We start from the raw sequence: 23597 nt of genomic DNA on the forward strand, positions 1-23597 counted from the left end.
AGCGGCGGTCGTTCAGAAGCGCTCGTAGTGGTTACGCCGATAGCCTTGAGCCGGTGCCCAGGGCGGCGGGCCACCATGGCGGCGGCCATAGCCGTAACCGCGATCATAGTCGCGGCCGTAGCGATGACGGCCATATCGCTCCTGCCGCTCCATGTTGCGCTCGATTTCCCACATGCGGTGCTCGCGGTTATGGCGGGTGTATTCGGCAGGCAGGCGATCGAGAGCCTCGGCCTGCGGGAGCGTCACGGGCGCGGCTGCGGCAGGGGCTGCGGCGAAGGCAGCGAGAGCGAGGCCAGCGGCCATCAGAATTCCACGCATGGTCGTCTCCTTCTTTTGACGCGCGTCATCAGAGCATATGCCGGTGCAATGCAATCTGAACGCGGGTGTTGGCTGCCGTTCAGATATGACGGCGCCGCTGTGTGGGCGAATGCTCCGATGCCATGCCGGGATTCCGCGGCGCGGCGCGGACTTTCGCGGGCTGGTACGGCTGGAGGGAAGCACACCAGCTTCCCAAAAGGCGCCGGGCGATATCCGACTGCGCGGCGGCGTACTCGGCGATCTGGGCGTTGACCCGCTTTGCGAACAGGTCGAGGAGGCCAAACATGGCGGCGGTTCCTTTCTCAGCCTGCGGCTGTTCGGAGAAGGAACGCACGAAGCGCGATTTGGTGCCGCCGAGGCTCCTCACCCTTCGTAGCGGGCGAGCCGGTCGAGGTCGCGGATGGTGACGCTGCCATGGCCGAGTTCGATCAGGCCGAGATCGGCGAGCTTCGCCAGACCCTGATTGGCCATCTGCCGGGAGATGCCGGCCAGCATGCCGAGTTCCTCCTGCGAGATCGCCAGCGTGCGGCCGAGATCGGGATAGAGGATCGGATTGAACAGCCAGGCGAGGTTGCGGGCGAGGCGCCCGGTCGAATCGAGCGTGCGCTCGGTTTCGGCCAACGAGATGAACTGCGCGAGGCGCTCGTTGAATTGGTGGACGAGGAAGCGGTTGAAGGCGGCCGAATGCTCGAACAGCCAGAGGAAGGTCGAGCGCCGCATCAGCGCGAGCCGCGTCTCGCGGAGCGCCACCAGCTCGTAGCGGCGCGCCTCGGCCTTGATCACGGTGCCCTCGCCGAACCAGGCGCCGGAGCGCATGCCGGCGAGCGTCGCGGATTTCCCGGTCTTCGAGGTCGTCGCCATCTTGACCAGCCCATCGGCGACGCCGGTCCAGGATTCCAGCCGGTCGCCAACATGGCAGATCGAGGCGCCCTTGCCGTAGCTCTTGAAGGAGATGCCGCGCCGCGCCTCCTCGAACTCGGCCTCCGACAGGTCGCGGGACCAGGAAGCGATGGCGCGCAGTTCCTCGGGGGTGATCAAGGTGGCGGTTATCCGGGTTGGCGGGGCAGGCTTCGGGCGGCGTGGCGTCGTTCTCGGGCGAAGCGGAGCGTAGACCCGAGAATCTCCTTCAGGAAGGGGCTCCGGAGCCTTCTTGTCACGAGATGCTCGGGGCAAGCCCGAGCATGACGTTACGGAATGCTGCGGGCTATTCCGCAGCCTGCGGCAAGGCCGCGGCGGAGCCACCCTCACGCAACCGCCCAAGCAGCGTCGCCTCCTCGGCCTTCGCCGCCTTGAGATGCCGCTCCTTGACATGGCCGAAACCGCGGATCTTTTCCGGGATCGCGGCCAGCGCCACGCTGAGCGCGTGATTCTCCGGCGACAACCGCGTCAGCAGCTCGTTCAGCAGCGCTTCGTAATCCGCGATCAGCCGGCGCTCGGTGCGGCGCTCTTGCGTGTAGCCGAAGAGGTCGAAGGCGGTGCCGCGCAGGCCCTTGAACTTCGCGAGCACGGAGAAGGTGCCCATCATCCAGGGGCCGAAGCTCAGTTTGCGTGGCAGGCCGGTATGCGGGTCGCGCCGTGCCAGTAGAGGCGGGGCGAGGTGGAATTCGTAGCGCAGCTTCTTGCCTTCGTTGCCCTTGGCCTCAAAGGTCGCCGCGACCTGCTTGCGGAAGGCGCCGTCGCTGTAGAGGCGGGCGACCTCATACTCGTCCTTGTAGGCCATCAGCTTGAAGAGATTGCGCGCGACGGCCTCGGCGAGTGCCGTCTGGCCTGGCATCACCGCCGCTTCCCGCGTCTGGGCACGGGCGACGAGATGGCGGTAGCGCGCCGCATAAGCGGCGTTCTGATAGGCGGTGAGGAAGGCGACGCGACGCTCGATGATCTCGTCGAGCGTCTGGGAGAGCTGGCGGGCCGGCGTCGCCGCCTTGCTTTGCGACAGGAGGCCGGCGAGCGCTTCGGGATCATGTGCGGCGCGGCGGCCGAGCTCGAAGGCCTGCTTGTTCATGGCGACGGCCTCGCCATTGAGCTCGATCGCCTTGGTCAGAGCGTCGCGCGAGAGCGGCACCGCGCCGAGCTGCCAGGCATGGCCGAGCATGAACATGTTGGCGGCGATGGCATTGCCGAGGAAGGCGACGGCAGCCGCGGTCGCGTCGATGAAATGCGTCTGCTCGCGGCCGGCGGCCGAGAGGATCGCGCGTTTCAGGCGCTCGGTCGGCAGCGAGAAATCGGCATTGCGGGTGAAATCGCCGGGCAAACTCTCGGCTGTGTTGACGATGACGGTGCCACGCTCGGGCCGGACCGCGCCGAGCACCTTTTTCGAGCCGGTGACGATCAAGTCGCAGCCGAGGATCAGGTCGGCCTGACCGGCGGTGACGCGGATGGCGTGGATATCGTCCGGGTGGGGGGCGAGCTTGACGTGGCTGAAGACCGCGCCGCCCTTCTGGGCGAGCCCGGCCATGTCGATCATGCCGCAGCCCTTGCCTTCGAGATGCGCGGCCATGCCGAGGATCGCGCCGATGGTGACGACGCCGGTGCCGCCCACGCCGGTGACGATGACCGCGAAGCTGCGATCGAGCGCCGGCACGATCGGTTCGGGCAGCTCAGCTTCGCCGAGCGCCGAGGCATCGAGCCGGAGCGGATCGGCCTTTTTCGGCTTCGCGCCATGAACCGTGACGAAGGAGGGGCAGAAGCCCTTCACGCAGGAAAAGTCCTTGTTGCAGTTCGATTGGTCGATCTGGCGCTTGCGGCCGAATTCGGTCTCCAGCGGCTGCACCGAGACGCAGTTCGACTGCACGCCGCAATCGCCGCAGCCCTCGCAGACCAGCTCGTTGACGATCACGCGCTTGTCGGGGTCGGGATAGGCGCCGCGCTTGCGCCGCCGACGTTTTTCGGTGGCGCAGGTCTGGTCGTAGAGCAGCAGCGAGACGCCGGAGGTTCCGGCCAGCTCGCGCTGCACGGTGTCGAGCTCGTCGCGGTGGTGCAGTGTCGTGCCGGCCGGCCATTGCGTGCCGGGCGGATATTTGCCGGGCTCGTCGCTGACCACGGCGATGCGGCTCACGCCCTCGGCCGCGACTTGGCGGGCCATCTGGTCGGGCGAGAGATGGCCCTCGGCCTGCTGGCCGCCGGTCATCGCGACGGCATCATTGTAAAGCAGCTTGTAGGTGATGGTGACGCCGCTCGCGACGGCCCAGCGGATCGCGAGCGAGCCGGAATGGGTATAAGTGCCGTCGCCGAGATTCTGGAAGACATGGCCGCGCTTCGAAAACGGCGCCTCTCCGACCCAGTTTGCGCCTTCGCCGCCCATCTGGGTGAAGCCGGCGGTGTCGCGGTCCATCCACTGCACCATGTAATGGCAGCCGATGCCGGCATAGGCGCGCGAGCCCTCGGGCACCACGGTTGAGGAATTATGCGGGCAGCCCGAGCAGAAATAGGGCGTGCGCTTGGCGATCTCCTGCGCCTCGGCGAGGCGGCCTTGCGCCGCGGCGATCTCCTCCAGCCGAGTGCGCAGGGCGGGGTCGTCGCGGTATTGAAGCAGGCGTGAGCCGAGCGCGATCGCGATGTCGTTGGGGTCGAGCGCGCCATGGACGGGGAAGAGCCAGTCGCCCTTTTCGTCCTTCTTGCCGATCACCATCGGCTGGTGCTTGGCGCCGTAAAGCTCCTCGCGGACCTGGACCTCGATCAGCGATCGCTTCTCCTCGACCACCAGGATCAGGTCGAGTCCCTTGGCGAAGGATTTCAGCTCGGCCGGGTCGATCGGCCAAGGGCAGGCGAGCTTGAACAGGCGGATACCCAGATCATTGGCGCGGACCTCGTCGATGCCGAGATCGGCCAGTGCCTGCTGCACGTCGAGATAGGACTTGCCGACGGTGGCGATGCCGATGCGCGGCTTCTTCCCACCCTGGGTGACGATGCGGTTCAGCTTGTTGGCGCGCAGATAGGCCAGCATCGCATCGCGCTTGTAGAGATGCATCCGGCGCTCCTGCTCGACGAAATCGAGCTCGCGGCGGATGGCGAGGCCGCCGGGCGGCGGAGTGTAATCGGTTGGCGTGACGATGGTGACACGATCGAGCGCGCCGTCGATCGAGGCCGTCGATTCGATGTTGTCCTTGACGCATTTGATGCCGACCCAGACCGAGGCGAAGCGCGAGAGCGCGATGCCATGCAGGCCGTAATCGATGATCTCCTGCACGCCGGCCGGGTTGAGGATCGGCATCATCCGGTCGACCAGCACGAATTCGGTCTGGTGGGCGTTGGTCGAGGATTCCGCGGTGTGGTCGTCGCCCATCAGGCAGATGACGCCGCCTTTGGGATCGGTGCCGGCCATGTTGCCATGGCGGAAGACGTCGCCTGAGCGGTCGACGCCCGGTCCCTTGCCGTACCAGAGCGCGAAGACGCCATCGTGCTTGCCTTCGCCGCTCAAACCCGCTTGCTGCGTGCCCCAGATCGCGGTCGCGGCGAGGTCCTCGTTCAGGCCGGGCTGGAAGACGATGTTGGCGGCCTTGAGGGGCTTCGCGGCGCGCATCAATTGTTGATCTAATCCGCCGAGCGGCGAGCCGCGATAGCCGGAGACGAAGCCGGCCGTGTCGAGTCCGGCCTGCCGGTCGCGCTCGCGCTGCATCAGCAGCATGCGGGCGACGGCCTGCGTGCCGGTGAGGAAGACCTCGCGCTTGTCGAGATCGTATTTGTCGTCGAGCGCGACTTCGCGCAATCCGATCTGGGGCAGCGCGCCCGTTTCGGTGCCGGATTTACGCGGTATCTCGGCCATGCTCGGCCTCCCGGATCGTCGTTCCCACCGACGGGCCGGTAGTCCCGGCCTCATGCTTTGCCGTCTCCGCGGCGAATATGTCAGCAAAGCTGACATATCGACCGGAGGCGGTCAATCGATCTGGTATCATTCCAGTTTTCGCGGCCCGGTCCAATGGGCTTGCGGGCGAGATGTGGCGCGTCGTGTGGAGGGCGCCGCGATTTGGCCCTGTTTGGCGGGGATGGCTGTTGCGGTCGTCGCAGGCCTGTCACGGCCGTTGACGATCGCTTGGCCATGATCCACGCAGGTCGGGATCACGGAGGTCTTGGCTTTGACGCGATGCGCATCTCTGACGGCCCTTGCCGGGCTCCTGCTGGCCGCCATCGGGGCAGGGCCGGCAGCTGCGCATCCGCATGTCTTCGTCGCGGCCAAAGCCGAAATCGTCTTTTCGTCTGACGGCGCGGTGCAGGCGATCCGACACCATTGGAGTTTCGACGAGGCCTATTCGGCCTACATCACCCAAGGGCTCGACAAGAACGGCGACGGCAAGCTGACTTCGGACGAGCTCGCCGAACTCGCCAAGATCAACGTCGAATCGCTGCCCGATGTCGAGTTCTTCACTGCCGCCAAGCTCAACGGCCGCAAGCAGGAATTCGGCACCCCGGGCGAGCAGATCATGTCCTTCGACAACAAGGTGCTGACGCTGGTCTTCACGCTGCCGCTGAAGACCCCGGCCAGGGCGCGCTCCTTCGGCATCGAGATCGGCGATCCCACCTATTTCGTCGCCTTCGACATCGTCGATGCGCCGGATGCGGTCGTGACCAAAGGTGCGCCGCAAGGCTGCGTCGTGCGGGTCAACCGCCCGCCCAAGCTCGACGACACCACGCAGAAGCGCCTGGCCGAGGCCGATATCACTGCGACGCCCGATGTCAGCGGTCTCGAAATCGTGACGCGGGCGCTGGTGGCATGTCCGTGAGTGTCTCCCTCAGCCCTCATCCTGAGGAGCCGCGAAGCGGCGTCTCGAAGGATGTTCCAGCGCACTCTGGACCATCCTTCGAGACGCGCTCTCCGAGCGCTCCTCAGGATGAGGGCTCGCTTAGGGGTAACGCGCTGTCGCGGCGCCTGATCGCCTGCGCGCTGGCGCTGCTTCTGGTCGGGGGCGTGGTCGCGCTGCTCGCCATGCTGATCGCGAGCGTGAGCCCGCCGCCTCCGCCGCCGCCGCGCAACCCCTTCGGCACGGCTTTGCCGCGCGAGGCTCTGCCGTCGACGACGGGCTTCGGTGCGGTTCTGCTCGCCTGGCAATCGAGCTTCTATCGCGAATTGACGGCGACGCTGAAGGCGATCGCGACCGCTCCGGGCGCGCTCTGGGGTCTGCTCGGGCTCTCATTCGGTTATGGCGTCTTCCATGCGGCCGGGCCCGGCCATGGCAAGGCGGTGATCTCCGGCTACATTGTCGCCGACAATCGCAGCTTGAAGCGGGGCCTGGGATTGAGCTTCGCGGCGGCGCTCCTGCAGGCGCTGGTTGCGATCGCGATCGTCACGGTGGCGACTTTGCTGCTGCGGGTGACCGCGATGCAGATGAACGCCGCGACGACCGTGATCGAGCAGGGCAGCTTCCTGCTTGTCGCGCTGGTTGGGCTGTTGATGCTCTGGCGGAAGGCGGGCGCGCTGGTCCGGCTGGAAGCGGGCGGGGCGCATGACCCGGCGACTTGCGACCATGTCCATATGCCCGATGCCGAGCAGGTCTCGCGGCTCGCCGGCTGGCGCGACATGGCCGGCGTCGTCGTCGCGGCCGGCGCGCGGCCCTGCGCTGGTGCGCTGATCATCCTCGTCTTCGCCAATGCGCAGGGGCTGTTCTGGGCCGGCATCGCCGCAGCCTTCGCCATGGCACTGGGCACGGCGCTCACCACCGGGGCGCTGGCCGCCTTCGCCGTCTTCTTCAAGTTCGCGGCACTGAAATTCGCGGGCGGCGGCAGCCTGCGCTCGGCCCGGTTGATCGCCGGGCTCGAATTGCTGGCCGCAGCCTTCGTTGCCGTATTGGGCGCGGCGCTGTTCACCGGTCTGTGGATCGGCGGGATGGGGAGCTGACGCGCGTCGGCTTGGTACGGAACCACACCGTCATCCCGGACAAGCGGCGCAGCAGCGCCGATCCGGGATCCATCGTAGAGCGCCGAGCCCTCCGATGGATCCCGGGGCAAGCCCGGGATGACGGCAGAGGCTTTCGCGCTCGCTGTGGCTACCGCAGCGGATCGTTCTCCAGCAGGATCGGCTTGCCGTGCGGTGTCGCCTCGGCCGCGCGGGCCCAGGAGGCGGCGAGGGCGTCGACGCCGTCATGGGAGGTCAGCCCCTTCGCGATCAGCAGGTGCTCCAGTGCCTCGCACCAGCGCTCGTAATAATCCGAGCCGTCGCGGCAGCCCCCGGCTGCGAGCGCCTCACGGATTTCAGCCCCGAGCGCCTGCGCCCATTCCTCGGCGGTGAAGACACCCTTGTTCTGGAGCTCGACGACCAGCGCGAAGGCCTGCGCCTGCCAGGGCTCGGCGAAGATCGGCCCCTCGGCATCGCGCGGGATCGGCGTGTCGGCGGCCAATGCTGCCGCCAGATCGGTCTCAGGCCGGCTCAAGATAGCTCTCCCAAGCCTCGATGCTGACGGTGGAGGTCGGGTCGGCGTCGCGGCCCCAGAGTTCTCTGCCGTCGAAGACCACCGTGTAGAGCCATTGCGCCGTTTCCGGCTGCCCCTGCGCGCCCGTATCCGGGAAGACATGGCAGCCGACGATGCGCTCGATTACACCGATCTTGCCGCGGGCATAGCGCGGCAGGCGGGTGTGATGCTGCGGGTGCATCACGATGGTGCGGACCTTGTCGCCGATGGCGAAGCGGGCCGGGGCCTTGGCCTCGCGCTCGTAGGGGAAGCCGCGGCGCAGGACGCCGGCGACCTCCTCGCCCTTGAGCACGCGCTTTGGCTCGCGGCGCTCGGGGGCCGGCTTGCCGGTGGCGAGCTCGTCGGCGCTCAGGAAGCCATGCTTGACCAGCACCTTGTCGAGCGCGGCAAGCCAGATCTCGTAATAGGTCGAGGAGAGATACTGGGCCGGCGGCAGGCTCTCGCGGGCATGGCGGATCTCGTCGATGGTCCAGGCGCCCATGGCGCCGGCCGCGACATTGATCGCGAGCACGCGCTTCTCCCAGTCGCCATGGAAGACCGGCTCGTTCGGCTCGGGGACGACCGGGCCGAAACCCATCTGGCCGCCGAGATCATGGGCGCTGTTCATGCCGCGTCCTCCACGCGGGGCAGGCCGGTGCCGATCATCGAATCGCGAGTGACGATGCTGGCGAGCTTCTCCTCGCTCCAGCCCTCGGTGCCGGCGGGGCGCATCGGGATGACGATGAAGCGGGTCTCGGCGGTCGAATCCCAGACGCGGATGCGCTGGGTCTCCGGCAGCGTCACGCCGAAATCGGCGATCGTGCCGCGCGGGTCGATCACCGCCTTGGCGCGGTAGGGCGGGGATTTGTACCAGACCGGCGGCAGGCCCAGCACCGGCCATGGGTAGCAGGAACAGAGCGTGCAGACGATGAGGTTGTGCTGCTCGGGCGTGTTGAAGCAGGCGACGATATGCTCGCCGCCGCGCCCGCCATAGCCGAGCTCTGCCGCTGCCGCCGTGCCGTCCGCCTTCAGCCGCTCGGCGAAGGCCGGGTCGGTCCAGGCCTTGGCGACGATGCGGGCGCCGTCGCGCGGGCCGATCCTGGTCTCGTAGGTGTCGATGATCGCGTCCAGCGCGGCCGGATCGACATAGCCCTTCTGGACCATCAGCGTTTCCAGCGCCTTCACCCGCGCCTCGATGGCGGTGAAGTGGTTGTCATGGGTGTGGTCGTCATCGTGGTGGTGATGTCCGCTCATGGCGGTCTCCTCTCAGGCGATCCGGATGCGCGCGGCGCGTTCGTAGCGCACCGCGAAGGCGACGAGCGAGCGGTCGGAGCCCTTCGGCCCGATCAATGACAGGCCGAGCGGGGCGCCGTCGCGCTGCGCCACGGGAATCGTGACCTGCGGGAAGCCGGACAAGCCCGCAAGACAAAGCAAGCGCAAGGCGCGATTGCGGAAATCCTCGAGCTCCGATTCCTTCGCCGCGATCAGCGGGGCGACATCCGGCATGGTCGGCAGGACCAATACCCCGTTCTGGCCGAGCAGGCGCGACAGCCTGGTGCGGAAGGATTTCCGGGTGGTTTCGCCCTTGGCGTATTCGGCGTCGGTCACCGCCTTCGAGAAGGCGAAGCGCTCCTTCACGCCCGGCCCGAGCGGCGGGTAGAAGCGCTCGATCATCGGGCCATCGGACAGCCAGGCTTCGCGGCCCTGGATCCAGCGGAAAGCCCAGTAGAGCGCATCGAGATCGCGGACGAGCTTGACGCCTTCGGGCTGGCCGAGCGTGGGCACGGTGCGCTGCACGACATTGCGCAGGATCGTCTCGGCCTCGGGCACAGCCTGGGCGAACATGTCATCGGCCATCAGGAGGCGTGGGGCTTCCGGCAATTCCGTCTTGTCGGGGCCGAACAGGACATTGGCGACGCGGGCGAAGATGTCGCCGTCGCGGGCGAACCAGCCGGGCGTGTCCAGGCTTTCCGCCAGCGGCCAGGCGCGCTTCAGCGAGAGCCGGCCATGGCTCGGCCGGATGCCGAAGAGGCCGCCATAGCTTGCCGGCGCCCGCACCGAGCCGCCGGTGTCCGAGCCCAGCGCGATATCGGCGAGGCGCCCGGCGACCGCCGCCATCGAGCCGCAGGAGGAGCCGCCGGTGATGCGATCAGGCGCGGCCGGGTTGATCGGCGAGCCGAAATGCGCGTTCTGGCCGTTGAGCGAGAAGGCGAGCTCGTCGGTATGGGTCTTGCCGACGAAGCGGGCACCGGCCTGGAGCAGCTCCTTCACGATCGGCGCGGTCTTGGCCTTGATGCCGGATTGCGCCAGCACCAGCGGCGAGCCCGCCCCGGTCGGATAGCCCTTGATGTCGAAGAGGTCTTTCACCGCCAGCGTCAGCCCGGCGAGCGGGCCGGCGACGGCATGTTTCACCGGCGCGTCGGGATAGGGGAGGAAGCAGCGGAACGGATCGTCGAAAGTCATCTGGCGTCAGATCCCCCTGGAATCGCCGTCGGAACGCGGGTCATGCACGGCTTCGACATGGCCCTTGGCGTGCTTGACCAGCATGCCGGCATGGCCGAAGCCCTCGCAATAGGCGAGGCCGCTCTCCTCGACCGGATGGCCGGCGGCATCGAGCCGCTCGAGCAGCGACGGATCGAAGCGGCTTTCGAACTTGAGACTCGTCGAGCCGGCGCCCCAGGTCTTGCCGAAGAGCCAGCGCGGCGCATCGACCGCCGTGGCGAGATTCTGGCCGGCGCGGTAGCGCGTCAGGATCTGCGCCTGGAATTGCGGCTGGCCGTCGCCGCCCATCGCGCCATAAGGCAGGACGCGTTCGTCGTCGAAACGTGCCAGGGCCGGGTTCAGCGTGTGGAAGGGCTTGCGGCCGGGCCTCAGCGGATTGGAGGCATTCCTGTCGAGCGAGAAGGAGACGCCGCGGTTCTGCCAGTGGATGCCGGTCATCGGCAGCACGCAGCCGGACCCGTATTCCCAGTAGATCGACTGGATATAGGAGACGGCGAGGCCCTTGCCGTCGATCGCACCCATCCAGATCGTGTCGCCGTCGCCATGGCTCAGCGGCAGCTTCGCCGCCCGCTTCATATCGACGGCCGCCGCCTCGCGCATCAGGGCGGCGTCGGTCAGGAAATCGGCGGGCGGGTGGTCGAGTTCGACCGGATCGGTGACATAGCGGTCGCGGATGGCGAAGGCGCGCTTCGTTGCCTCGATCAGCCCGTGATGGTGTTCGAACGAGTCGAGCCTCGCTTCGCCGAGACGCTCGAAGATGCCGAGGATCATGAGCGAGGCCAGTCCCTGCGTCGGTGGCGGCAGGTTGGCGACGGTGAGGCCAGGGAGCTTCAGCTTCAGCGGCACGACCGATCGGGCCTGATAGCGGGTGAGATCGGTGCGGGTGATGGGAGCGCCGATGCGTTCGAGATCGGCGGCGATTTCGCGGCCGACATCGCCGCGATAGAAGTCATCGAGGCCGGCATGGCCAAGCTGGTCCAGGGCTGCACCGAGCGCTTCCGGCCGGCGGCGGGTGCCGGGCTTGGGCGGGGCGCCATCGATCCAGAAAGTCGAGAGGAAGCCCGGCGCGGCCTTCAGCGCCTCCAGTTCGTTCGGCTTGTTGGCGAGTTCGGAAGCCGAGACCGCATAGCCTTCCCGGCAATGGCCGATCGCGTCCATCAGCAAATCGCTGAGCGGCATGCGCCCGCCAAGAGCCCGCGACAGCTCAAGCGCAAGCTGCCAGCCACCAACCGCGCCCGCGACCGTCAGCGCCGCTTCCGGCCCGCGCGCGGGGATGGCGTCATAGCCCTTGCCGCGATAGTGCTCGATCGTCGCAAGCGAACCGGCCGGACCACAGGCCTCGATGCCATGCAGGCGCCCGCCGGGCTCATGGACCAGCCAGAAGCCGTCTCCGCCGATGCCGTTCATATGCGGATAGACAACCGCGATGGTCGCGGCCATCGCGACCATGGCCTCGATGGCGTTGCCGCCTTCGGCCAGCACGGCCCGGCCAGCCTCGGAGGCGAGGCGATGGGGAGCTGCCACGGCGGCGGAGGCGAAGACGGGCGTATCGAGCATCAGGACTTTTCAAGCGCGGAGATCATGCCCATCTGCGCGATGGGCGCGAATTTGTTGCATGGGGCGGCAAGCTCCGCTAGGTGCGTGGGACGCATGACCGTGTGAGGCGGCCGGCGCGATCGCATCGGATGCATCCGATGCGATGATACTGTGATCGATCATCGTGATCGCGTCCGGTCGGACGCGCGGTGATCTCGGGAAGGACAGCATGGCCGGACGGCATACCAACTGGCGCAACCTGATCATGGTCACCTCGTTCGGGATCCTGATCGCCGTCGAGCTCTTCGGCGTGGCGCTGGCGGCCGGCTGGGCCTTGGCCGGCCTGTTCGATCTGGGCGCCATCTTCGAATACATCATGATGGCGATCTTCTCGGTCTTCGCCGCCTACGGCCTGGTCAACCTGATGCGCCGCATGCTCAAGATCGAGCATCTGACCGAGGTCGATTGATCGAGCGTCCTGCTTGGGCTTGAGCCCCACGCACCTCGGAAATCCGTATTCTCTCGTCATGAGATTCCCGGGTCTGCGCTTCGCATCGCCCGAGAATGACGGCGCTTCTAGTCGCAGATCTTCAACGTGACCGGATCGGCATCAGCCGGGAGATAGTCGCCCATCGCGCGACAGCCCGACGCTGTGCAGACGCGCCAGTCGGCGGTCACGCCCGAACGCCGCATCACCACTTCCCTTAGCGGCGGCAGCGCCGGATGCCAGCGCCAGAAGCCGCCGACAAGCTTCGCGCCGTCGGGCGGGTCCATGCCGGCGCCGGAGCCTTCTATCCGCGCTTCGACAATCTCGAGGCCGGCGGGCGTCTCGCGCCAGACCTCCTCCCACAGCGTCTTCTGCACCGAATGGCGCCAGCCCAGTGTGATCTCGCCCCGGCCGAGCACGACCACGAGCGCGCCGGCCGCGAGGCACAGGCTCATGCGGTGGTGGTCTCGGCCTTGCGCGCTGTGAACCAGTGCCGCAGCACGACAGCGGCGGCGAGTGCATAGCCGAGCGGGTCGCTATAGGCGAATTCGCCGAAGAGCAGCACCGCTGCGCCGAAGCAGAGCACGCGTTCCAGTACCGTGAGCTTGCCGAAGAGATAGCCGATCGCGACCATGCCGAAGAGGCCGATGGCGATTGTCGCCTTGAAGGTGGCGTAGACCACGGCCGGCCAGAAGCCGATGACATTGGCCATCGGATCGCCCGGCTGCAGCATCAGCGCCGGGGAATAGACCGCGATGAAGGGAATGACATAGCCCGCGAGCGCGACGCGCATCGCTTCCCAGCCGATCTTGTCCGGGTTCTCCTTGGCGATGGGGGCTGCGGCGAGCGCGGCGAGCGCCACCGGCGGCGAGAGATCGGCCATGATGCCGTAGTAGAAGGCGAACATGTGGCTGACGATCAGCGGCACGCCGAGCTTCTCCAGCGCGGGGGCGGCGAGTGCGGCGACGATGATATAGGTCGGGATCGTCGGGATGCCGGTGCCGAGCAGGATCGACAGGATCATCGTCAGGATCAGCGCCAGGAACAGGCTGTGCTGGCCGAGCCCGATGATCCAGGCACCGAAGGTGGTGCCGATGCCGGTCTGCGTCATCAGGCCGATGATGGTGCCGACGATGGCGCAGGCGATGCCGACCGGCAGCGCCGTCTTGGCGCTGTCGGCGAGCGCGTCACGGCTGATCGCGAGCGTTGTACGCCCGCCCAGCGTGAAGGCGTTGGCGAGGATCAGGACCGCTATCAGCCCGGCGACGACGCGGATATCCATGCCCTCGCGGAAGAGCGCGGCGGCGATCAGGCCGAGCCCGACCCAGAAGATTACGCGCAGCGTCTGCGTGTTCAGCCCTGCCGCGACCCCCGCGCCGAGCAGCAGGCCGACGGTGAGCGCCAGCCCGATCGTGCCGGCGAAGAGCGGCGTGAAGCCGTGGAACAGCATGAAGACGAGGACGGCGAGCGGCAGCACGAGGTACCAGCGTTCGCGCAGCGCCTTGAGCGGGCTCGGCAGCATCGCGCGCTCGATGCCCTTGAGCCCGTATTTTCCGGCTTCGAGATGCACCATCCAGAAGGCCGAAGCGAAATAGAGCACAGCGGGGATCACCGCCGCCTTGACGATCTCGGCATAAGGCACGCCCAGCGTCTCGGCCATGATGAAGGCGACGGCGCCCATCACGGGCGGCATGATCTGGCCGCCCATCGAGGCGGTCGCCTCGACGCCGGCGGCGAAGGCGCGCCGATAACCGAACTTGATCATCAGCGGAATGGTGAACTGGCCGACGGTGACGACATTGGCAACGCCTGAGCCGGAGATCGTGCCCATCAGGCCGGACGAGAACACCGCGACCTTGGCCGGGCCGCCGCGCGTGCCGCCGAAGAGGCCGAGCGAGACGTCGTTGAAGAGATGGATCATCCCGGCCTTCTCGAGGAAGGAGCCGAAGACGATGAACAGGAAGATATAGGTCGCGGAAACGTAGATCGGCGTGCCGTAGAAGCCTTCGGTGCCGAAGGAGAGATGGCCGATGATCTGGTCGAAGCCGTAGCCGCGATGGTTGAAGGGCGAGGGCAGGTACTGGCCGAAGAACCAGTAGAGCAGGCAGATGCCGCACATGATCGGCAGGGCATTGCCCATCAGCCGGCGCGCTGCCTCGAAGATCAGCACGATCAGGAGCGTGCCGACGACGAGATCGAGCGTCGAGGGGTCGCCGTCGCGCAGGATCAGGTCCGCGTAGAAGATCCACTGATAGAGACCGAGGCCGAAGCCGAGGACGCCGAGCGCCCAGCCGAGCAGCCGGCCGGGGGTGTCCTTGGCCCGGAAATTGGCGACGAGGCCGAAGGAGAGCAGCAGCAGGAAGCCGACATGGACGCCGCGCGCCGCCTGGCTCGGCAGGAAGTTCCAGGCGGAGATCGCGATCTGGAAGGCGGCGAAGGCGAGGCCCAGGCCATAGGCGAGCACGCCCCAGCGGCCGGGGCCGAAGCCGGGCGGGAAACCATGCTCGAAATTGTCGAGATCGGCACGCTCGACTTCGCCCGGCTTCGCACCGGAGAGGGTTTCCAACTGGTCGGTCTCGGTAGCGGCCATGGTCGAAGTCCTGCCGATGCTCATGTGTCATCCCGCACGCGCCGCGGCACGTCAGTGCTGCGGTGCAGATGCGGGATCGTCTTCAGAAAAAAGTGCTCTTTTCACGCGGTCCCGTGTCTGCGCAGCAGCGTTACACGCTGCAGCGCGCACGGGATGACAGGCGCCTTACGAGCCGGCCTTCAGGCCCTTTTCCTTGAGATAGCGCGCGGCGCCCGGATGGAGCGGGATCGGCATGCCGTCGAGCGCCTTCTCCAGCTTGATCTCCCTGCCGGCCGCGTGCGAGGCGGCGAGATCGCCGAGATTTTCGAAGATGGCCTTGGTCATCTGGTAGACCAGTTCCTCCTTCACGCCTTCATGGGTGACGAGGTAGTTCACGACTGCGGCCGTGTTCACGTCGCTGGCCTGGCCGGTATAGGTGTTGGCCGGGATCGGGGCGCTGATGAAGGGTGGGCCGGCCTTGTCGATGACGGCCTTCGGCACCTCGACGACATTGATCTCGACGGAGGTCGCGAGATCGCGCAGCGAGGCGACGCCGAGCCCGGCCGATTGCAGGGTGGCGTCGAGTTGGCGGTTCTTCATCAGCTCGACCGACTCGGCGAAGGGCAGGTACTCGATCTTGCCGAGGTCCTTGTAGGTGATGCCGGCGGCGGCGAGGATGGCGCGGGCATTGAGCTCGGTGCCGGATTTCGGAGCGCCGACCGAGAGGCGCTTGCCCTTGAGATCGGCCAGCGTCTTGATGCCGCTCTCCTTGGAGGCGACGATCTGGACATAGTTGGGATAGATCGCGGTGATGCCGCGCAGCTTCTTCAGCGGGGCCTTGAAGCCGGCCTCCTCGTCGCCCTTCCAGGCGGCGTCGAGCGAATCGCCCAGCGTGAAGGCGATCTCGCCGCGGCCCTGCTGCAGCAGCACGAGATTCTCGACCGAGGCCTTGGTGGCCTGCACGGTCGGCCGGACGTTCTGGATCTTCTCGCCATAGATCTTCGAGAGCGCGACGCCCATCGGATAATACACGCCGGAGGTGCCGCCGGTCAGGACGTTGATGAAGTCCTGGGCGCTGGCGGCGGCCGGTGCGGCGACGAGCGCGACGGCGGCAGCAAGGCCGGCAAGGCGGCTGCGGAACAGCGATGTCATGATGTCTCCCTGGTCAGGTCCGGCTCACGCGGCCAGTTGTCGCGTTTTTAGAGCATGCTGAACCGGAAAGGGAAAGCGCTCGACGACAGGTGGCAGTCCGCCTTTAGCCGAAGCGCCGGACTGGTTTCGCCATGATTGACTGCCTATCTCCGGTTTCACACGGCCATCTCGCCAGGGGCGAGCCGGCCGGGCCCTCCGAACAACGAGTGACCAGGGACGACATGCACGACCGCGCCGAGCAGGGTAGCAGCCAGGGGCTTCGCCTCGACCGACGAACTCTTCTCGCAGGCGCGGGTGCGACAGCGGCGCTTGCCGCGCTCGGCTTCGCGCCGGAAGCGCTGGCGCAGCAGGGGCTGAAGCTCGTCGATTCCAGGGATTTCAGCTTCGACACATTGAAGGCGCGTGCGAAGGAGATGGCGGCCAAGCCCTATGAGGCGCCGCCCAGTCCGCGGCCCGAGGTGATGCAGCGGATCGACTATGACGCGCATGGCAAGATCGCATTCAAGCCGGATTCGGCGCTCTGGGCGAATGGCCCCTCGCCCTGGCCGGTGACCTTCTTCCATCTCGGCCGCTTCTTCCAGAAGCCGGTCAGGATGCATGTCGTCGAGGACGGCAAGGCCCGCGAGATCGTCTACGATGCCAGCTATTTCGAGATGCCGGCGAATTCGCCGGCGCGCGAGCTGCCTGCCGGCGCGGGCTTCGCCGGCTTTCGCCTGCAGGAGAGCCGCAGCGGTCATCCCGGGCGCAATGGCGAGGCGCTGGACTGGAAGACGAACGATTGGGTCGCTTTCCTTGGCGCTTCCTATTTCCGGGCCATCGGCGAGCTCTACCAGTACGGTCTGTCGGCGCGCGGCGTCGCGGTCGATCCGGCCGTCTCCGGCAAGGCGGAGGAGTTTCCCGACTTCACCCATATCTGGCTGGAGACGCCGAAGGCGGGCGCCGAATATGTCGTCATCTACGCGCTGCTCTCGGGGCCAAGTCTCGCTGGCGCCTATCGCTTCCGCATGCATCGCGGCAAGGGCGTGACCATGGAGATCGAGACCGCGCTTCATCTGCGCAAGGATGTCTCGCGGCTCGGCATCACGCCACTGACCTCGATGTTCTGGTATTCCGAGACGGCGAAGCCGACCGCCATCGACTGGCGCCCCGAGGTGCATGATTCCGACGGGCTCGCGCTCTGGACCGGGCCGGGCGAGCGGGCCTGGCGCCCCCTGAACAATCCTCCGCGCATCATGGCTTCGGCCTTCGTCGACAGTGATCCGCGCGGCTTCGGCCTGATGCAGCGCGACCGCGAGACCGGGCATTATCTCGACGGTATGCATTACGAGCGCCGCCCGAGCCTCTGGGTCGAGACGGATGGCCAATGGGGCCGGGGCTCCGTGCAGCTCATCGAGATCCCGACCGATGACGAGATCCACGACAACATCGTCGCGATGTGGGTGCCGGAGGCGCCCGCCCGGGCCGGCAACGCCTACAATTTCCGCTACACGCTGCATTGGCTCGCCGACGAGCCGTTCCCTACCCAGCTCGGCCGGGTCGTCGCGACACGGCTGGGCAATGGCGGCCAGCCGGGGACGGCGCGGCCGCGCGGCGTGCGCAAGTTCATGGTCGAGTTCCTCGGGCCGGCACTGGAGTCTGTTCCCTTTGGTGTGAAGCCGGAGGTGGTGCTCTCGACCTCGCGCGGCAGCTTCTCCTATGTTTTCGCCGAAGCGATGCCGGACGACGTGCCCGGCCATTGGCGCGCCCAGTTCGACCTTTCCGTTGCCGGCAGCGATCCCGTCGAGATGCGTTGCTATCTCAAGGCCGGCGATACCGTGCTGACCGAGACCTGGCTCTACCAATACCTGCCGTTCTGAACGGGGACGGGTGCGGAATCGCGCTTGCTCCGGCGTGAGCGTAACATTATATCGTTTCTCATGGCTCACGCGCACGCCCCTCGCACGCATCGCGCTGCCTCGGAAGCCCCGGGGTGGTCGCTGTTGCGCCTGTCGGCGGGAACGCGCGTGGGATTGGCCGCTGTCGTCGTCGCGCTGCTCTGGCTGGCGACGCTGGCCGTGATCCTGTGAGTTTGCGTTCGATGTCTGCCATCCGCCTGACCGACCTGACGCTGGGCTATGACCGCCATCCGGCGGTGCATCACCTCTCCGGCGAGATCGAGGCCGGGAGCCTCACCGCCATCGTCGGGCCGAACGGCGCCGGCAAGTCGACCCTGCTCAAGGGCATTGCGGGGGCGCTCGCGCCGCTGTCGGGCGGCGTTTCGCTCGCCAAGGGCAAGCGGCTTGCCTATCTCCCGCAATCGGCCGATCTTGATCGTTCCTTCCCGATCCATGTCTACGATCTCGTCGCCATGGGCCTATGGAACCGGGCCGGTATCTTCGGCCGCATCGGCGCGAGAGCGGCCCACAAGATCGAGCATGCCATTGCGGCGGTGGGACTGACCGGCTTCGAGCGCCGGCCGATCGGTACGCTCTCCGGCGGGCAGATGCAGCGGGCGCTGTTCGCGCGGCTCCTGCTGCAGGATGCCGACGTGATCCTGCTCGACGAGCCCTTCACCGCGATCGATGCGCGAACCACAGCTGACCTGCTTGATCTGGTCCGGCGCTGGCATGGCGAGAGCCGTACCGTCGTCGCCGTGCTGCACGATATCGAGACGGTTCGGCAGGCCTTTCCGCAGACGTTGCTGCTGGCGCGCGAGGCCGTGGCTTGGGGCGAAACTGCGACCGTGCTGACCTCTGAGAACCTGCTGAAGGCGCGGCGCATGGTCGAGGCCTTCGACAGCCACGCCACTCCCTGCCAGCGCGACGCAGCGTAAAAGATCAAGCCCTCATCCTGAGGAGCAGCCTTCAGGCTGCGTCTCGAAGGATGTTCCAGTGCACTCTGAAACATCCTTCGAGACGCCGCTTCGCGGCTCCTCAGGATGAGGGCTGAGGACAACCGACGGAACAGACCCGCCCGTGCTCTACGATCTCCTCATCGGTCCCTTCGCCGAATTTGACTTCATGCGCCGCGCCCTCGTCGGTGTGGCGGCGCTCTCCGTTTCGGGAGCGCCGATCGGCGTCTTCCTGATGCTCCGGCGGATGAGCCTGACCGGCGACGCCATGGCGCATGCGATCCTGCCCGGCGCCGCACTGGGCTATCTCGTTGCCGGCTTCTCGTTGCCGGCGATGACGATCGGCGGGCTTGCGGCCGGCTTCGCGGTGGCGCTTGCGGCCGGTGCCGTGGCGCGAGCAACGGTGCTCAAGGAGGACGCTTCGCTTGCCGCCTTCTACCTCATCTCGCTCGCGCTCGGCGTCACCATCGTTTCGCTGAGGGGCTCGGCGATCGACCTGCTGCATGTGCTGTTCGGCAATGTGCTGGCGCTTGACGATCAGGTGTTGATCCTGCTTGCCAGTGTTGCGACCGTGTCTCTGCTCTCGCTGGCGGCGCTGTATCGGCCATTGGTGCTGGAATGCGTCGACCCGGGCTTTCTGCGTTCGGTCAGCCGCTCCGGTGGGTTCGTGCATCTGACCTTCCTGGCGCTGGTCGTGCTCAATCTCGTCGCCGGTTTCCATGCGCTGGGGACCTTGCTCGCCGTCGGCATGATGATGCTCCCGGCCGCTGCGGCACGCTTCTGGACGGCGGATATCACGCGCCTGCTGTTGCTCGCGGCCGGCTTCGGCATGGTCTCCGGCTATGCCGGGCTTGTGACGTCCTATGCGGCGGGGTCGAGCCTGCCGGCGGGGCCGTCGATCATCCTCGCAGCCGGGGCGATCTATATCGGCTCGCTCCTGTTCGGCTCGCAGGACGGGCTTGCGCGACGCCTCTTGCCTCGCGGCCATCTTCAGAGATAGAAACGTTATATCGTTACATTTTCTGGAGCCGCTCATGCCCAACCGTCGCGCCTTCGTCGCCGGCCTTGCTTTCGGGCTTGCCGCAGTCGCTGCGCCGCTCTGTGCCTTCTCCCAGGAGAGGTTGCCGGTCGTGGCGAGTTTTTCGGTTCTCGGCGATTTCACCCGGCAGATCGGCGGCGATCGCGTCAGCGTGACCACGCTGGTCGGTCCCGACGGCGACGCGCATGTCTATTCGCCGACGCCGGCGGATGCGAAGGCGATGGCCGCGGCGAAGCTCGTCGTCGTCAACGGGCTGCATTTCGAGGGCTGGCTGCCGCGCCTCGTGAAATCCTCCGGCACCAAGGCGACCATGGCCGAAGCGACGAAGGGCGTCACCCCGCTCGAAGCCGATGACGACCATGACGAGAAGGGCAAGGGCGGCCACGCGCATGCCCATGGCCATGACGATCCGCATGCCTGGCAGAGCATCGCCAATGCGAAGCTCTATGTCGCGAATATCAGGGATGCGCTGAGCGCGGCCGATCCGGCGGGCAAGGCGAGCTACGAGGCCAATGCCACGGCCTATCTCGCCGAGCTCGACAAGCTCGAAGGCGAGGTGAAGGCTGCCATTGCCCGCATTCCGGCCGAGCGGCGCAAGGCGATCACCACCCATGACGCCTTCGGCTATTTCGTGAAGGCCTATGGCATCGCGTTCGTGGCGCCGCAGGGCGTCTCGACCGAGGCCGAGGCCTCCGCCAAGGATGTCGCCCGCATCATCCGGCAGGTGAAGGCGCAGAAAGTACCGGCCGTCTTCCTCGAAAACGTCACCAATCCCCGCCTCGTCGAGCAGATCGCGCGCGAAAGCGGCGCCAAGGTCGGCGGCCGGCTCTATTCGGATGCGCTCTCGTCCGAGACCGGGCCGGCGGGGACTTACATCCGGATGATGAAGCACAATATAAGCGAAATCGAAAAGGCGCTCGCCGCCGGCCCGGTCTGAGAGACAAATCCGCAGGAACCACTCCGTCATCCCGGACAAGCCGCGTAAGCGGCGCCGATCCGGGATCCATCGAAGGGCGTCGCCCTATGATGGATCCCGGCGCTTCGGCCGGGATGACGGTTGCGGATTTGATTTCGGTTCGAGCTAGAACCATTCCTGAATATCGAGCAGGTCAAGCCATGTCCGAGAAAATCCCCGTCACGGTGCTCACCGGCTATCTGGGCGCCGGCAAGACTACGCTCCTCAACCGCATCCTGACCGAGGACCACGGCAAGAAATTCGCCGTCATCGTCAACGAGTTCGGCGAAGCCGGCATCGATGGCGACCTCATTGTCGGTGCCGACGAGGAAATCTTCGAGATGAACAACGGCTGCATCTGTTGCACCGTGCGCGGCGACCTGATCCGCATCCTCGATGGCCTCATGAAGCGCAAGGGCAAGTTCGACGCGATCATCGTCGAGACCACCGGCCTTGCCGACCCCGCGCCGGTCGCCCAGACCTTCTTCGTCGACCAGGATGTTGGCGATGCCACTCGCCTCGATGCGGTCGTGACCGTGACCGACGCCAAGTGGCTCAAGGATCGGCTGAAGGATGCGCCGGAGGCGAAGAACCAGATCGCCTTCGCCGATGTGATCGTGCTCAACAAGACCGACTTGGTGACCGCGGAAGAGCTCGCCGACGTCGAGGCCGCGATCCGCGCCATCAACCCCTATGCCAAGCTGCACAAGGCCGAGCGCGCCAATGTCGATATCGCCGCGCTGCTCGACCGCAACGCCTTCGATCTCGACCGTATCCTCGATATCGAGCCGGATTTCCTCGAGGCCGGGCATCACCACCACCATGCCGAGGATGTGCGCTCGATCTCGCTGACGGTTCCCGGGGATGTCGACCCCGAGAAGTTCATGCCGTGGATCAACGACCTCACCCAGATCCAGGGACCGAACATCCTGCGTTCCAAGGGCATCCTGGCCTTCAAGAACGAGCCGCGCCGCTTCGTCTTCCAGGGCGTGCATATGATCCTGGACGGCGACCTGCAGCGCGACTGGAAGGATGGCGAGACCCGCGAGAGCCGCCTCGTCTTCATCGGGCGTGATCTCAACGAGAACGAATTGCGCAAGGGGTTTGAAGCCTGCGCGGCGTGACACCAGGCACGTCATGCCCGGGCTTGACCCGGGCATCTCATGACGTTGACGCGCCGGGAGCCTCTTCCTGGACGAGATTCCCGGGTCTGCACTTCGCTCCGCCCGAGAATGACGGCAAGCGCGTTCCCTCTCCTTGCAAGCTGCGCTAGACCGGCGGCATGACGACGATGACCCCACCCGTCTCGCTGCGCGAGCATGTCACTCCGATCACTGCCGAGACGCATGTCGTCGCGGTCCACTGGCTGAAGCAGGGGCTCGTGCTCGCGCTCGCTGACGGGCGCGTGCTGCGCTGGCGAGATGGCGCGGTGGTGGACAGCGTCGAGGCCCATGCCGGCGGCATCCTCTGCGCCATCGGCGATGGCGAGCGCCTGATCACCGGTGGCGATGACGGGCGCGTCGTTGCGACGCGCTCCGAGGGCGAGCCAGAGGAGCTGGCCAAGGACCCGAAACGCCGCTGGATCGATGCGATCACGCTGTCGCCTTCGGGCAACCTCGCCTGGAACACCGGCAAGACCGTGCAGGCGCGCGACGAGAAGGGTCGTATCCGCACACTGGAGGCCGCGAGCACGCCGCAGGGCCTCGTCTTCGCGCCGAAGGGCTATCGCCTCGCCATCGCTCAGATGAACGGCGTCTCGCTCTGGTATCCCAATACTGAGGCGAAGCCGGAATTCCTGGACTGGAAGGGCTCGCATCTCGACGTCGTCTGGTCGCCGGACGGGCGCTTCGTCGTCTCCTCGATGCAGGAGAACGCGCTGCATGGCTGGAAGCTCGGCGACAAGCCCGGCCATATGCGGATGACCGGCTATCCCGCCAAGCCGCGTTCGCTGTCCTGGTCGCATGACGGGCTTTGGCTCGCCTCCAGCGGGGCGGATGGCGCGATCGTCTGGCCGTTCCAGGGCGATGGGCCGCAGGGCAAGGCGCCGCGCGAATGCGGCGTGCGCCATGCCCGCGTCACCCGCGTCGCCTTCCATCCGGGCGCGCTGGTGCTGGCGATCGGCTATGATGACGGCTGCATCCTGATGGTCCGACTGACCGATGGCTCCGAATTGCTGGTGCGGCCGGCTTTGCGCGACAGCGGCATCAGTGCCTTCGCCTGGGACAAGGCCGGCAAGCGGCTCGCCTTCGGCGCCGAGGATGGCGCGGCCGGCGTGCTTGTCCTGCCGAGCTGAGTGCCATGCGCTTCGGTCTCTTCGGCAAGCCTGAGACCCGCAAGGGCGGCGATGCGAAGGCCGAGGCGAAGGCTCTGGCCGAGCGGTTGAAGGCGCAGGTCAGGGAACTGCTCGGCCTGCCCGAGGCGGCGGCAATCGCGGTCAACGAGATCATCTGTGCCGACCCCGCCTGCCCGGGCAACGAGACGGTGATCCTGGTGATGAAGCCCGGCGAGAAGACCCGCGCCTACAAATTGCAGATGGCGATGGCCGAGGTGACGGCGGAAGCGTTGGCGGAAGCCCTCCGCTCCTAGGCCGCGTGGACGATTGATGGATCGTTCGTGATAGGCACCACGCTTGTCATTCCGGGGCTTCGCGCAGCGAAGAACCCGGAATGACAGCCTTGATTCGATGCTCTAAAGCTCGTTGCGATGTCTCTGCTCTCGCTCTATGCCCGCGTCCTCGGTGAACTCGGCCCCGAAAAGCGGCTTGGCGTCATCCTGGCGCTGGCCAATATCGTGCTGGCGGCCGTCGCCTTCGCCGAGCCGATGCTGTTCG

General features: G+C 66.7%; 23 protein-coding genes. 11 read left to right on the top strand and 12 right to left on the bottom strand.

Going from position 1 to position 23597, the window contains the following annotated elements; all coding sequences use genetic code 11:
* Window positions 1–12: 12 nt before the first annotated feature.
* The 4 genes from Q0Q02_RS15630 to Q0Q02_RS15645 all read right to left on the bottom strand — a co-directional run bounded on the left by Q0Q02_RS15630 (window position 13) and on the right by Q0Q02_RS15645 (window position 5080).
* Window positions 13–318, bottom strand: coding sequence for a hypothetical protein (locus Q0Q02_RS15630; protein ID WP_293810671.1), 306 nt, complete (start codon window positions 316–318; stop codon window positions 13–15).
* 79 nt (window positions 319–397) lie between these two features.
* Window positions 398–604, bottom strand: coding sequence for a hypothetical protein (locus Q0Q02_RS15635; protein WP_293810672.1), 207 nt, complete (start codon window positions 602–604; stop codon window positions 398–400).
* A 77-nt stretch (window positions 605–681) separates the two neighbouring features.
* A complete protein-coding gene (locus Q0Q02_RS15640) occupies window positions 682–1356 on the bottom strand; it encodes a Crp/Fnr family transcriptional regulator (RefSeq protein WP_293810673.1) in 675 nt (224 codons plus the stop codon).
* Between the two features lie 166 nt (window positions 1357–1522).
* Window positions 1523–5080 carry an indolepyruvate ferredoxin oxidoreductase family protein gene (locus tag Q0Q02_RS15645; protein WP_293810674.1) on the bottom strand — a complete coding sequence of 1186 codons (3558 nt, stop codon included), beginning with the start codon at window positions 5078–5080 and terminating at the stop codon, window positions 1523–1525.
* Between the two features lie 304 nt (window positions 5081–5384).
* Between Q0Q02_RS15645 and Q0Q02_RS15650 the strand changes: the two genes are divergently transcribed.
* Window positions 5385–6035, top strand: coding sequence for a DUF1007 family protein (locus tag Q0Q02_RS15650; protein WP_293810675.1), 651 nt, complete (start codon window positions 5385–5387; stop codon window positions 6033–6035).
* Window positions 6032–7147: a nickel/cobalt transporter gene (locus tag Q0Q02_RS15655; protein WP_293810676.1), complete on the top strand. Its 1116-nt coding sequence runs from the start codon at window positions 6032–6034 to the stop codon at window positions 7145–7147. Before Q0Q02_RS15650 ends, Q0Q02_RS15655 begins: the two co-directional genes overlap by 4 nt.
* A gap of 148 nt (window positions 7148–7295) precedes the next feature.
* Here Q0Q02_RS15655 and Q0Q02_RS15660 read toward each other — a convergent pair whose 3' ends face one another.
* The 5 genes from Q0Q02_RS15660 to Q0Q02_RS15680 are packed head-to-tail and all read right to left on the bottom strand — an operon-like array spanning window position 7296 to window position 11756.
* Window positions 7296–7679, bottom strand: coding sequence for a nitrile hydratase accessory protein (locus Q0Q02_RS15660; RefSeq protein WP_293810677.1), 384 nt, complete (start codon window positions 7677–7679; stop codon window positions 7296–7298).
* The gene (nthB, locus tag Q0Q02_RS15665; RefSeq protein ID WP_293810678.1) at window positions 7666–8325 is read right to left on the bottom strand and encodes a nitrile hydratase subunit beta; all 660 of its coding nucleotides are present in this window, start codon (window positions 8323–8325) and stop codon (window positions 7666–7668) included. Before nthB ends, Q0Q02_RS15660 begins: the two co-directional genes overlap by 14 nt.
* A complete protein-coding gene (gene nthA / locus Q0Q02_RS15670; RefSeq protein WP_293810679.1) occupies window positions 8322–8951 on the bottom strand; it encodes a nitrile hydratase subunit alpha in 630 nt (209 codons plus the stop codon). Before nthA ends, nthB begins: the two co-directional genes overlap by 4 nt.
* Before the next feature lie 12 nt (window positions 8952–8963).
* Complete coding sequence (locus tag Q0Q02_RS15675) at window positions 8964–10160, bottom strand: amidase (protein WP_293810680.1); 1197 nt, start codon at window positions 10158–10160, stop codon at window positions 8964–8966.
* A gap of 6 nt (window positions 10161–10166) precedes the next feature.
* Window positions 10167–11756 carry a gamma-glutamyltransferase family protein gene (locus Q0Q02_RS15680; protein ID WP_293810681.1) on the bottom strand — a complete coding sequence of 530 codons (1590 nt, stop codon included), beginning with the start codon at window positions 11754–11756 and terminating at the stop codon, window positions 10167–10169.
* 208 nt (window positions 11757–11964) lie between these two features.
* On the opposite strand from Q0Q02_RS15680, the gene Q0Q02_RS15685 reads away from it, so the two are divergent.
* Window positions 11965–12204 (top strand): hypothetical protein, encoded by a 240-nt coding sequence (locus Q0Q02_RS15685; protein WP_293810682.1) that lies wholly within the window; start codon window positions 11965–11967, stop codon window positions 12202–12204.
* 107 nt (window positions 12205–12311) lie between these two features.
* Here Q0Q02_RS15685 and Q0Q02_RS15690 read toward each other — a convergent pair whose 3' ends face one another.
* The 3 genes from Q0Q02_RS15690 to Q0Q02_RS15700 all read right to left on the bottom strand — a co-directional run bounded on the left by Q0Q02_RS15690 (window position 12312) and on the right by Q0Q02_RS15700 (window position 15943).
* A complete protein-coding gene (locus tag Q0Q02_RS15690) occupies window positions 12312–12677 on the bottom strand; it encodes a DUF1850 domain-containing protein (RefSeq protein WP_293810683.1) in 366 nt (121 codons plus the stop codon).
* Entirely contained in the window at window positions 12674–14812 is a 2139-nt protein-coding gene (locus Q0Q02_RS15695; RefSeq protein WP_293810692.1) for a TRAP transporter permease, read from the bottom strand. Before Q0Q02_RS15695 ends, Q0Q02_RS15690 begins: the two co-directional genes overlap by 4 nt.
* Before the next feature lie 165 nt (window positions 14813–14977).
* The gene (locus tag Q0Q02_RS15700) at window positions 14978–15943 is read right to left on the bottom strand and encodes a TAXI family TRAP transporter solute-binding subunit (RefSeq protein ID WP_293810684.1); all 966 of its coding nucleotides are present in this window, start codon (window positions 15941–15943) and stop codon (window positions 14978–14980) included.
* 221 nt (window positions 15944–16164) lie between these two features.
* Here Q0Q02_RS15700 and Q0Q02_RS15705 point away from each other — a divergent pair, with 221 nt between their 5' ends.
* From Q0Q02_RS15705 to Q0Q02_RS15740, 8 genes are all read left to right on the top strand, one after another.
* Window positions 16165–17799, top strand: a complete 1635-nt coding sequence (locus tag Q0Q02_RS15705) for a glucan biosynthesis protein (RefSeq protein WP_293810693.1) — start codon at window positions 16165–16167, stop codon at window positions 17797–17799.
* 60 nt (window positions 17800–17859) lie between these two features.
* Window positions 17860–18009, top strand: a complete 150-nt coding sequence (locus tag Q0Q02_RS15710; protein ID WP_293810685.1) for a hypothetical protein — start codon at window positions 17860–17862, stop codon at window positions 18007–18009.
* 11 nt (window positions 18010–18020) lie between these two features.
* Window positions 18021–18755, top strand: a complete 735-nt coding sequence (gene aztA, locus Q0Q02_RS15715) for a zinc ABC transporter ATP-binding protein AztA (RefSeq protein ID WP_293810686.1) — start codon at window positions 18021–18023, stop codon at window positions 18753–18755.
* A 142-nt stretch (window positions 18756–18897) separates the two neighbouring features.
* Complete coding sequence (locus Q0Q02_RS15720; RefSeq protein ID WP_293810687.1) at window positions 18898–19773, top strand: metal ABC transporter permease; 876 nt, start codon at window positions 18898–18900, stop codon at window positions 19771–19773.
* Window positions 19774–19807: 34 nt separating this feature from the next.
* Window positions 19808–20749, top strand: coding sequence for a metal ABC transporter substrate-binding protein (locus Q0Q02_RS15725; RefSeq protein ID WP_293810688.1), 942 nt, complete (start codon window positions 19808–19810; stop codon window positions 20747–20749).
* Window positions 20750–20928: 179 nt separating this feature from the next.
* Entirely contained in the window at window positions 20929–21891 is a 963-nt protein-coding gene (locus tag Q0Q02_RS15730) for a GTP-binding protein (protein ID WP_142114002.1), read from the top strand.
* Window positions 21892–22049: 158 nt separating this feature from the next.
* Window positions 22050–23060 carry a WD40 repeat domain-containing protein gene (locus Q0Q02_RS15735; protein ID WP_293810689.1) on the top strand — a complete coding sequence of 337 codons (1011 nt, stop codon included), beginning with the start codon at window positions 22050–22052 and terminating at the stop codon, window positions 23058–23060.
* A 5-nt stretch (window positions 23061–23065) separates the two neighbouring features.
* The gene (locus Q0Q02_RS15740) at window positions 23066–23353 is read left to right on the top strand and encodes a hypothetical protein (RefSeq protein ID WP_293810690.1); all 288 of its coding nucleotides are present in this window, start codon (window positions 23066–23068) and stop codon (window positions 23351–23353) included.
* Window positions 23354–23597: the final 244 nt, after the last annotated feature.

The sequence above is a fragment of the uncultured Allobosea sp. genome (assembly GCF_945956895.1).
Lineage (GTDB): Bacteria > Pseudomonadota > Alphaproteobacteria > Rhizobiales > Beijerinckiaceae > Allobosea.

Bases quoted from the DNA above. Each gene is read 5' to 3' on its own strand.
- Q0Q02_RS15675 (WP_293810680.1), bottom strand. From the start codon at position 10,160: ATGACTTTCGACGATCCGTTCCGCTGCTTCCTCCCCTATCCCGACGCG.
- Q0Q02_RS15685 (WP_293810682.1), top strand. From the start codon at position 11,965: ATGGCCGGACGGCATACCAACTGGCGCAACCTGATCATGGTCACCTCG.
- aztA (WP_293810686.1), top strand. From the start codon at position 18,021: ATGTCTGCCATCCGCCTGACCGACCTGACGCTGGGCTATGACCGCCAT.
- Q0Q02_RS15700 (WP_293810684.1), bottom strand. From the start codon at position 15,943: ATGACATCGCTGTTCCGCAGCCGCCTTGCCGGCCTTGCTGCCGCCGTC.
- Q0Q02_RS15690 (WP_293810683.1), bottom strand. From the start codon at position 12,677: ATGAGCCTGTGCCTCGCGGCCGGCGCGCTCGTGGTCGTGCTCGGCCGG.
- Q0Q02_RS15695 (WP_293810692.1), bottom strand. From the start codon at position 14,812: ATGGCCGCTACCGAGACCGACCAGTTGGAAACCCTCTCCGGTGCGAAG.
- Q0Q02_RS15680 (WP_293810681.1), bottom strand. From the start codon at position 11,756: ATGCTCGATACGCCCGTCTTCGCCTCCGCCGCCGTGGCAGCTCCCCAT.
- nthA (WP_293810679.1), bottom strand. From the start codon at position 8,951: ATGAGCGGACATCACCACCACGATGACGACCACACCCATGACAACCAC.
- Q0Q02_RS15725 (WP_293810688.1), top strand. From the start codon at position 19,808: ATGCCCAACCGTCGCGCCTTCGTCGCCGGCCTTGCTTTCGGGCTTGCC.
- Q0Q02_RS15740 (WP_293810690.1), top strand. From the start codon at position 23,066: ATGCGCTTCGGTCTCTTCGGCAAGCCTGAGACCCGCAAGGGCGGCGAT.
- Q0Q02_RS15710 (WP_293810685.1), top strand. From the start codon at position 17,860: ATGGCTCACGCGCACGCCCCTCGCACGCATCGCGCTGCCTCGGAAGCC.
- nthB (WP_293810678.1), bottom strand. From the start codon at position 8,325: ATGAACAGCGCCCATGATCTCGGCGGCCAGATGGGTTTCGGCCCGGTC.
- Q0Q02_RS15635 (WP_293810672.1), bottom strand. From the start codon at position 604: ATGTTTGGCCTCCTCGACCTGTTCGCAAAGCGGGTCAACGCCCAGATC.
- Q0Q02_RS15735 (WP_293810689.1), top strand. From the start codon at position 22,050: ATGACGACGATGACCCCACCCGTCTCGCTGCGCGAGCATGTCACTCCG.
- Q0Q02_RS15630 (WP_293810671.1), bottom strand. From the start codon at position 318: ATGCGTGGAATTCTGATGGCCGCTGGCCTCGCTCTCGCTGCCTTCGCC.
- Q0Q02_RS15645 (WP_293810674.1), bottom strand. From the start codon at position 5,080: ATGGCCGAGATACCGCGTAAATCCGGCACCGAAACGGGCGCGCTGCCC.
- Q0Q02_RS15730 (WP_142114002.1), top strand. From the start codon at position 20,929: ATGTCCGAGAAAATCCCCGTCACGGTGCTCACCGGCTATCTGGGCGCC.
- Q0Q02_RS15705 (WP_293810693.1), top strand. From the start codon at position 16,165: ATGCACGACCGCGCCGAGCAGGGTAGCAGCCAGGGGCTTCGCCTCGAC.